Consider the following 9342-nt stretch of genomic DNA (forward strand, 5'->3'; position numbering starts at 1 on the left):
CCTTCCGCAGACCCAAAAGCGTCGGCGCCCTGGAATACAATTATTTCGCGGCTCAATGGCTGGCCTACTCGCACCCCTGTCAACGCTTCGCGCCGCACCTCACGGTGCACCGCGCATGACTCGGGGACAGCATGGTTTGCTAAACCTTTACTGTCGGAGACTTTCACTCCTTATTCCTTGCCGGTCTCCCGGCGCACTGGGTCACCATTGGACGCCGATACAGGGTCAAAATTCGAAGCAGATTCATACCTTAGCGTGTGGTTTTGTGAGAACGGCAGTGTTCCATGAGAATTGTGCGGCAGTACGTTGAGAGCGGCAGTCCTTTTTCGTCAGCCTCTGCTTGTAATTGAGCCTTTACCTCAAAGGGTAACCGTACCGGAACATTGTCTCCCAGAGGATTTTGCGATTTCGGACGACCAGCCATTACTAACACTCCATTTTTCGGCATTCCCATCTGATAAGTAAATATCACCGAAAGCCGGATTTCATGTCAATTTTAAATTTACAAAAATAGACAGTATTTCTAAATTTTTCCCTAATAAAAATAATGTTTAAAAATAGTATGTTATAGGGTTGTAGATTTGAGGCGCCAGAAGCCGACACGTATAAGTATCTATAATTGCTAGACTTCCCTAGCGATCTTTATTAGGGAAGGATTTGGGAGTCATTAGGGAAAAATGGGGGAGAGAGGAGCAATGCGTTTGAATGCGTTTGAATGCGTTTGAAACGCGTTGGAAACGAGATGTGAACGGTTGTGTAGACCGTTCACAAGTGTACGCAAGTGTTCACAGACGATAATTCCAAATTTTTCCCTAATAAAAATGATGTTTAAAAATAGGATGTTATAGGGTTATAGATTTGAGGCGCAAGGAGCCGACACGGATAAGCATCTATAAATGCTAGGTTTTCATAGTAATCTCTATTAGGGAAGGATTTGGGAGTCATTAGGGAAAAATGGGGGAGATAGAGAGAAATGCGCTCAAATGCGTCATTGCCTGCTTCATCCAACCCTCGGCAATTTAAATAATATGACCCATATGGCGCAATATTGGATTTAGCAACAAAAACGGCAACTTAAAATCATAGCGGCAAACAGCGCTCAATAAAAGTCACTTGGCGACCCAAATGCCATCATTTTGCCACGATCTCCAATTTGAGCAGGTCGGAGTATGGGCGGAGGGGGAGATCGCGGGTTTAAAGGGCGATTTTGGCATTTGGAGCCCCTTGTCCTTGTGGGAAAAAGCCACCACGGAAGTGTGGGGGCTAGGGTGGTTCAGAGTCCACCCCGAACACCTCTACCCCAACTGCCTCCTTTCCTCTCCCACAAGCGTTGCACTTACACTTCCCGGTCTTACGATCGAACACGTACCAATCGCTGGTCACCTTCCCACAGAGCTCACATTTCCCAGTCCAGTCCAACGGATGAGGAGCCGTGGGCTCCATAGCCATCGGTTCACTCTTTGCCATCCTCTTCTGCAGATTCTCCAGCACCCAGTCAAGCACGCCAGGTACAAGCTCCGCCGACCACCGCTTGAAGAACTCGCAGTCTACAGCACCCGTCGGCCAGTAGCCGCTGATACTCTGGTTATAACCGCAGTTGCTGATGTGGCGTTCCATGCCATGGTGAACGCATAGCCAGCAATGGTGCACCTCCCTTCCTTCGTTAAGGACATGCCTCAGCCACCCAAGGAAGACCTCGGGCGATAGGTTGGGAATCGCTTCAATGTAGCCGCCCTTGGCCTGCAGGTCTGGCAATACGGAGTAGCTCATCCCAGCCTGGCTGGCCGCCCCGTGCACATCCAGATGGAAGAAGAGCCCTTCCTGCGGACACATTTCTTTGAAGTCGCCTTCCGCCGGCACCATGCGGAGGTTGTAACCGTGCACGCGTTCGTCAGAGAGGGAGAGCACTCCCGAACGCAGCATCTCTACGTAATCCTCACTCTCGATCTTAACCTCGAGGATCCTCACACCGGATGTCTGCTTTTTCTCCTCGGCAGAATGGGTCACCACGACCTCAACGTAGAGCTTGTGGCCGCCCTCCCCCTGGAGAAGGATGTCCGGGATGAACTCGCCGTCCCGCTGATCGAGAAAGACCTCTGGGTATACGCGTATCAAGTCCGTCCGCTCCACTGTCCCGGGGACAGAACATGGGCCGCGCAGTATGTGCACCGCCGGCGCACCGGGTATTCGAACCAGTAGGGCTCTCCAGTGTCAAGGCAGGCACGGTAGGTGTTGTAGAAGGTGAGCTTCGCAAGGTTGTGTAGGTATGTTTCCGGGGAGCAGTCCGCGTCGTGCCGGTGACGAAAATGCCGCTGGCGAACTTCTCCCAGGACGGGCCGGAGCGCCCGGTTGCAGGATAGGCAGGTGTAGTCCTGCCCCCGGAGGACACCAGGCGCCGCGATATCGACCAATTGGCCAGCCCCATCTAGCCCGAAGCGATATTTGATCCCGCTTTCGTTCGCCATGCTATCATCTCTATAACATCAGGTTTAAGGTAGTGCAAAGAATGAAGATAGAGAGACGAGATGAAAATAGGAAAAATAGGGAAAGGCCAAAAACGCTCGGAGTTCAGACTGTACGGCTTCTGAATCAACCCTTCAAAAGTGGGCCACCTGTGGCCACGCACCTTGCAACTAGCAATATTTATTCATGGTTTTATAACAGGCGTGCAACGTAAGAAACGGTAAAAGCACGGAAATATCTCATTTTTGGTGTTAGAAAAATGAGATATTCTTAGAATGATTTAAACAGTGTGACCTACCATGGCCACACCTGGGCCACCTGCGGCCACGTTTGGGCCACGAATGGCCACGATAAATTGCAAATTGGATGCTTTCTTATAGATGGCTGGGGCAATAACGGCTACACCTGTTTTGCTGCTGTACAAGAATGTGGGAGGGGCTAGGGGAGCCGACTGGCCAGCCAGTGCACCCGTGTTTTCGGCCTTCGTAGCATGGGAAAAACAGGGGGGCGTTTTCAGCTATCGGCCCCTTCCCTGAGGACACGACAGCACCACTTTTAATATCACGGTACAATTCGGCCCCTTCACGCAGGACGCATTTTTCAGCCGGCAACGGAGGTCGGTAGGGCAGGCGTAAACGCGAGAGCAAACTTGCCTTACGCTTTTTCATAAGATCCAAGGCTTTAATCTAACACGGAAGCAAACCTGCCCTTTGCAGTGCCGGATCAGGACCGTTTTTACACATAAACACTTCCGCAAATGTTCCTTTTGTTAATAGTTGCGCAAATGTTCCCTTGCCTTTACAACCGCACCCACTTCTTTAATATATTACTTGCGCAAATGTTCCTTTTGGGCAGTGTACGTGAATGCGCTCAAATGCGCTCAAATGCGCTCAAATGCGCTCAAATGCGCTCAAATGCGTTCAAATGCGTTCAAATGCGTTCAAATGCGTTCAAATGCGTTCAAATGCGTTCAAATGCGTTCAAATGCGTCATTTTTTTTTGGGGGGGGGTAGATGTGAACGAATGTGTGTTCTCCTAGCACCTCGGCTCCCCCCCCCAACCGTCACAAAACCAGACTGGGCCCCTCCGGTCTCTTTTAGGGGGGGTAAGTCTTTAACCAAAAGGCATCGTGCCCTTTTTCCGAGACTGAACTCTTTTTCGGGTTTTTGCCACCTGGCACTAAGCCTCTCTTAAATCAAAAGGCTACGTGCCTTTTTATTTTTGGGCATCGTGCCCGACGTTTTTGAAAGGGCGCACTAAGACTCTGTTTAATGGTCTGGCATCGTGCCTTTTTTCGGGCTTTGTACCCTACAGCATTTCAGCTTTGTACCCCAACGTGTTTTGAGCTTTGTACCCAAGCGTTTTTTCAAGGGCTACTAAGGCATTTATATCATCTGAGCTTTGTACCCTATTTGAAGGGTTTTCCTTTAAGGCATTTGAAATGGGTGGGCTCCCGTACCCCGGGTTTTTTGGAGGGGTCCTTTAAGGCATTTGAAATGGATGGGCTCCCGTACCCTGATTGAGGAATTGACGCGCAGGGCCACCTCTCCCGATCGCCAGTCACAGGCCTCCTTCCCGAGCATTCTCCGTCCCCCCACAAGTCTTTTCGAAGGAACAGTGCCGGCTTTACCCCCGGCCAACCCCAACGGCACAGACCCGCGCAGGTCAACAAGCCTTCAGGAACGCACAGATCTCCACACCGAGCAGATCGCCACCCCCAACCCGCCACTTCACCATCACGGCACGACAGGAGAAGAGGACGAACAGAGAGACGAGAGGGAACGAACGACCAGGGGAGATAGTCGAAAGGCAGGGTAGAGCGAAACGTCGGCGACTTGATAGGCGCCAGAGTGGAGCGAGGGTACGGCACAGACAGAAGGCAACGGCGTCGGTAGACGCGACGTCCACAACCTTTTTCGCAAGGCACAACTACCACCACGGAGCACGATCACCTGCAGCAGGATGAAGACTCACAGCAGAGGCCGAACACACGGAAGAAGTGGAAACTAGAGATTCCCCAGCCTCACCACCTCCTGCTTTCGCAAGGAACCGGCGCTGGCTTGACCCCCTGCCCACCCCAACGGCACCGGCACGCGCACGTCCACCGAAAGGCACCAGGCCTTCCCGCTTTTGCCGACTTGCACCCACTTGCTTTCTGCTTTCGCAAGGAACCGGCCATGGCTTGTCCTCCGATGTGTTCGTAAGGCACCAGACGGCGCCGCAGGCGCCTTTTTTGTGCCCGGGAGCCCCAGACCTCCAGATCCGGTCGTAAGGCAGGGTTTTGGCCGCCTCAGCGTCATCGTTTCGCTCCTTCCTATCACCACCGGTGCGGTCTCCGCCGGGACCGTCGCACGGGGTGCAGCCGGCGCCTCACCGATCAGGTCATCCGCCCTGGTCCGCACCACCACCCAAGGTCTCACTCCCCCGGTTCTGCTCTTCGAGCCTCACCCGCTCCCCCAGGTTTCCTTCACCAGCCTCCCCCAGATCCACGCATCCTCCCCTGCTTCCCCCAGCTCGCTGCGAGCTCGCTGTCCCTCCTCTTCCTCCTCGTGCCCTCCCCGGTGGCCGTCCCTGCCGTCCCCCGGCGCTTCCGTACCTCCTCCTTTACTTCCCTCCCCCGTCGCGCTCCCGGCGCTCCGGATCCAGGTCCTCCTCAAGCTCCACACTGATTTCACCTCCGCCCGGCCTGCAGGCCGGCCTACGGCTCGGTAAGCGCTCGCCCTCCCGCTCGCGCCCCAAAACCTCAGAGCTATGGTTCTCTGGTGGTCCTGTCGGACCCCCTACGAACCATACGGCCGCGCCCGAAATTTTTCCGCTCTCCCTCTTCCTGTGCCCTTTCCCTTTTTCCGTTCTCCGGATCCTCTCTTCTTTCTCTCTCCCTTGGTCCCGGCGGCGTCGTTCCTGTGGGCTCCCCGGTTCTCCTCTGTGGACTTTGGCCGGATCCGGAGGTGGCCTACATCCCGGTCGAAAGCCAGGCCTGCAGCCAGTGCCATACCATGGTTAGGCAAGTGGGGTCACAAAGGGGGATCACGTGGGTTTTGATGATGCCGATGATGACCTCAAGGATTAGCTTTTCAAGTTTGTTTTTCATTTCTCTCGTTGCTCCTCTTTTCGGTGGGATGGCCAGGTCGTCCTGGTCGTCACTGCTAATGATTGGGTATGCCTACTCAGGCAGACAAAATTGGTCCGTTGTTAGACAGAGAGATTGTCAAGGAGCTGGTTAATCATCTCGTTCATGGATATGATAAGGTTGTAGTAGTGGATAGTGTCCTGTTGAGGTCGTTCAGTATGGCCGTTGAATTGGGGGAGGGAGCAGCAACAGGTGGTGGTGCAAGAGAGGCGAGAAAGACGGTGAGGAAGGTGAAAAACAGGGGAGGGGCAGAGAGAAGCAAAAAGCCTCCGAATCTTGTCAGACATCATGCTACCGCTGTGCGGAATGGCCTGTCTACAAACCCCACCACAGAAGCGGTAATTCTCCGGAGGATTTCAACAGGTTAAACCCGTGTGACAATTTGTAGACATTGTAATACAACGTCCATCGGAATTGGGGTATAACCCAATAATTACAGCCGTATACAGCGTCATACAAAAGCCAAAAAAAGAATTGACAAAAAACCTTGCCCTGGAAGGGCCAATTTATGAAAAACAACAGCAAGTCCAAACCTCGAAAAAACGGGTTGCTTTTCCCTTCAAAAATGGCGATTTTAGCTCCCGCAGTTTCTTATAATCACTACACGTACCGGAGCAGAAATGACCAAAAACGACCTAGTGGAAGCCATAAAAAACGGCACATCTATGACGAAGGCTGAGGCCGTCGATACATTGGAGACTCTCCTTGAAGTGATGAAAGATACCCTTGTAAGTGGCGAAGAATTGAAGGTTTCGGGTTTCGGAAAGTGGGGAGTAAAAGCCAAAAACGAAAGAGTAGGCAGAAACCCACAGACAGGTGAGATGATAACAATTGAGGGACGCAAAGTGCTCAGCTTTAAGCCCTCCCCGACCCTCAAATTAAGGGTTAATACTGGAAATAGCTAAGCAAGAACGGCTTTGCGCCTTCCTTTCCAAACCGCATCCGCACCTCCCTCCGATCCGCGGGGTTGGCCGGTTCGAGGTTGATAGTGGTCGGAGAAGTGGTCGCCCAATTCACCACTGTTCTTGCCATAAGAGTGGAGCCGACGTGGCAACCTCTTCACCATGATGGGGGGAGAGTTGTCACGATCCGCTTCGGCATGTGCAGCATGTCGCCAAGGATGTTTTTCGAGATTAGGACCTGAAAATGGCAATTATAGCAAGTGACATACACGGCGATCCAGCCGCAGCACGGGCTTTTCTCGAGCACAAACCGGCAGAGCTGCATGTTTGCTTGGGCGACCTGGTCGATGGTAGTCATAAGCCACCTTCTTTCGAAAAGGAAGCTGAGTGCCTCGACCTCTTGCTTGAATCCGACTCGGTTCTCCTTTGGGGTAACCACGACCTCGCCTACCTCCCAGAACGGCCTTGGAAAAGCTTCAGTAATTTCGATGAATTTGCTTTCCGCAAACAATTCGCTTTGGCCCGGGATCGGTTTTCCGCAGCTTATGCCATCGACGGCTGGCTATGCACGCATGCTGGGATAGCACCAGGCCTCGCTCGCCGGATGCCACAAAATATCCTGCCTATAGGTGTTGAAGCGGTGGCGAAGTGGATAAACGAAGAATTCATCCGGGAGTCCAGAGTGGAAAACATCGATGTCGAAACAAAAGAACGGCCGCGCTACGGGCACGGCTCTCTATTTAGTATCTCTGTTTCTCGTGGTGGGACAGACGGCTTTGGTGGAATTTTTTGGTTTGACGCAGAAAGGGAACAGTCACAACCATCACACCTACTGCCTCAGATTTTCGGTCATTCGCCTAACGATCGGCCCATAAAAGGGGTGAGCGTCGATCTCGTCGGTAGTGGAATCTCGGCGCCCTGGATAAACGTCGCCACCCATGAGGGATGCTGGATTTACGATACTAAAAGAGCCGAATTTGCCCGTATTTTGTAGAGCGAGGTTTGTTACCTCGGGGCCTGCCAGGCCTTCCTGGTACGACTTACTGCTCCTTCTTGAGGACCGCCAGCAGCTGCTGGGCGATTGGCAAAGCCTCCTGTTTCAATCGGTTTGCAGCCGCCACGTCCATATCCCCTTTACCCAGAGGATCAGACCAGTATTCCACGTAGTCATGGATCATCTTTTCGAGTTCTTCCGCAGTATACTTCCCCATTGTTTTTTATCTCCTTCCGGATTCGAAACTCCCACTGGTAAACCTTACGAAGGCTTTGGTTGGCTTACAATAAGTGCAGATCACTACCCTCCCATGGCTACTTTCTGCATACTCCCACCCCGGGTTATGCACAACGCCGCACTTTGCGCATTTTATATCCCCATCGATTCTTTTGCTTCGTTTGCTGATTAGGACCAGCTTCGGCTTTGTTGTTGTCCGCACCTTTTTCTTTTTGGGCAGGATTATAATGGTTTTGCCGGAGCCAACACGGTCCTCCCCAGGTTCTTTTACCCAAAAGCCCTTAACTTTTTTCATCGGGCCACCATTTTCCCGGAAAGTATCCTTTCGATCAACATGGTCCTGTTCCCACCGGTCCTTTCGTCAGCGAGCTCCTGCAGATGCTCCAGGAGCGCGGTTGGGAGTTCAAGTGTGATTTTCGTGCACGGCTGTTTGCGGGGTGGCCGGCCTCTTAGTTTTTTCCGTGGCTCTGTCGGTGGTGTCTGAGAGGCAAGTTCATCCGTTGCAGCTATCATTGACCTCTTCGGTTTACCTAGCATTAAATCACCCCTTTTAGTCCAACTCTGCCACTATTTTTTGTCTGCTTCTATCCATGCCGTAGCGACTCTTGTTTGTCAATACCTACTGGTTATATATGTATGAAAAAGATTCTATTCTACAGAGCTGTGAATTGTGGTAAACCTCGAGGAGGTCGAAGAGGATATACATTGAAAATACAGATAATTTCTGACATTCATTCCGAATTTTTTAGACCCCCTTATGACGCCGAAACGTTCCTCGCCAAACTTACAAATGGTGTGAAGAGGAGCCGGTCTGTTCTCTGCATTGCTGGCGATCTTGGGCTTTTTCACCGGCCTGAAACCTGGCAGCAAGCGCTGTGTGTTCTCGCTCGACGATACAGAGCAGTAGTCTGTGTTCCGGGGAATCACGAATACTATTACAATCGGGTTATCGGTCAGGAAAAGGCTTGGCTTGGTGGACAAGGACTCCCACAAAACGTTCATGTTCTCGTTGACGGGCGGATCGACATCGACGAGGTTGCTTTTGTTGGGGGGGTGCTCTGGACATCTTTCAGCGACGGAGCCCCCGCCGCAATGGAAGCGGCTCGCCGCGGCATGAACGATTTCCGAGTCATCCTGCATCCTGATGGATCACCACTCACTCCTGGCGAAACAGTGGCCATGCACCAGCAGGCCAAACGTTTTATCTTTCAGGAAATCCGCGAGGCGAAAACATGTGGTAATAAAGTGGTAGTTCTGACACACCATGGAATCTCGCAACAAAGCGTGCATCCGCAGTACGCCCAGGATCCGCTTACCGCTGCCTTCGTCACTAACCTGGAAGAAGAAATCAACAACACCCAACCAGATATCTGGATCCACGGCCATACACACAATTCGTTCGCTTATAAAATTGGGCGGACTAGGGTCTATTGCAATCCTTTCGGATATTTGCGTCGGGAAGAGAATCCCGATTTCGAGTACAGGCTTAAGATTGAGGTGGCCGGGGTTTGTGAGACAGCCTGATGGGCGCAATAAGCAATGTCCCGTCGATGTGGGAATTACCGGCGTCAGGCTGCCGGCCTCAGGTTCTCAAGTCCTTCGAAATAAGCCTCATC

8 protein-coding genes are annotated in these 9342 nt (G+C 52.2%); 4 read left to right on the top strand and 4 right to left on the bottom strand.

Annotated features, from left to right (window positions below):
• Nucleotides 1-1263: 1263 nt before the first annotated feature.
• Together KOM00_RS20285 and KOM00_RS20290 are read right to left on the bottom strand one after the other, a co-directional pair.
• Nucleotides 1264-2115 (bottom strand): hypothetical protein, encoded by an 852-nt coding sequence (locus KOM00_RS20285; protein ID WP_216500835.1) that lies wholly within the window; start codon nucleotides 2113-2115, stop codon nucleotides 1264-1266.
• A 3301-nt stretch (nucleotides 2116-5416) separates the two neighbouring features.
• Complete coding sequence (locus KOM00_RS20290; RefSeq protein WP_216500836.1) at nucleotides 5417-5554, bottom strand: hypothetical protein; 138 nt, start codon at nucleotides 5552-5554, stop codon at nucleotides 5417-5419.
• Nucleotides 5555-5622: 68 nt separating this feature from the next.
• Here KOM00_RS20290 and KOM00_RS20295 point away from each other — a divergent pair, with 68 nt between their 5' ends.
• The 3 genes from KOM00_RS20295 to KOM00_RS20305 all read left to right on the top strand — a co-directional run bounded on the left by KOM00_RS20295 (nucleotide 5623) and on the right by KOM00_RS20305 (nucleotide 7489).
• Entirely contained in the window at nucleotides 5623-5961 is a 339-nt protein-coding gene (locus tag KOM00_RS20295; RefSeq protein WP_216500837.1) for a hypothetical protein, read from the top strand.
• Nucleotides 5962-6189: 228 nt separating this feature from the next.
• Entirely contained in the window at nucleotides 6190-6498 is a 309-nt protein-coding gene (locus KOM00_RS20300; RefSeq protein ID WP_328758902.1) for an integration host factor subunit alpha, read from the top strand.
• 241 nt (nucleotides 6499-6739) lie between these two features.
• Nucleotides 6740-7489, top strand: coding sequence for a metallophosphoesterase family protein (locus KOM00_RS20305; protein WP_216500839.1), 750 nt, complete (start codon nucleotides 6740-6742; stop codon nucleotides 7487-7489).
• Between the two features lie 46 nt (nucleotides 7490-7535).
• On the opposite strand, the gene KOM00_RS20310 is transcribed toward KOM00_RS20305, so the two are convergent.
• Both KOM00_RS20310 and KOM00_RS20315 read right to left on the bottom strand, forming a co-directional pair.
• Entirely contained in the window at nucleotides 7536-7706 is a 171-nt protein-coding gene (locus KOM00_RS20310) for a hypothetical protein (protein WP_216500840.1), read from the bottom strand.
• A 6-nt stretch (nucleotides 7707-7712) separates the two neighbouring features.
• Nucleotides 7713-8021 carry a hypothetical protein gene (locus KOM00_RS20315; protein ID WP_216500841.1) on the bottom strand — a complete coding sequence of 103 codons (309 nt, stop codon included), beginning with the start codon at nucleotides 8019-8021 and terminating at the stop codon, nucleotides 7713-7715.
• A gap of 410 nt (nucleotides 8022-8431) precedes the next feature.
• Between KOM00_RS20315 and KOM00_RS20320 the strand changes: the two genes are divergently transcribed.
• Nucleotides 8432-9250, top strand: coding sequence for a metallophosphoesterase (locus KOM00_RS20320; protein ID WP_216500842.1), 819 nt, complete (start codon nucleotides 8432-8434; stop codon nucleotides 9248-9250).
• Nucleotides 9251-9342 lie beyond the last annotated feature (92 nt).

Origin of the sequence: Geomonas diazotrophica, from assembly GCF_018919385.1 — a bacterium.
Classification (GTDB): Bacteria; Desulfobacterota; Desulfuromonadia; order Geobacterales; family Geobacteraceae; genus Geomonas; species Geomonas diazotrophica.

Excerpts from the sequence above, each read along its gene's own strand:
- KOM00_RS20295 (WP_216500837.1), top strand. The coding sequence starts at position 5,623 with ATGCCTACTCAGGCAGACAAAATTGGTCCGTTGTTAGACAGAGAGATT.
- KOM00_RS20305 (WP_216500839.1), top strand. The coding sequence starts at position 6,740 with ATGGCAATTATAGCAAGTGACATACACGGCGATCCAGCCGCAGCACGG.
- KOM00_RS20310 (WP_216500840.1), bottom strand. The coding sequence starts at position 7,706 with ATGGGGAAGTATACTGCGGAAGAACTCGAAAAGATGATCCATGACTAC.
- KOM00_RS20315 (WP_216500841.1), bottom strand. The coding sequence starts at position 8,021 with ATGAAAAAAGTTAAGGGCTTTTGGGTAAAAGAACCTGGGGAGGACCGT.
- KOM00_RS20290 (WP_216500836.1), bottom strand. The coding sequence starts at position 5,554 with ATGAAAAACAAACTTGAAAAGCTAATCCTTGAGGTCATCATCGGCATC.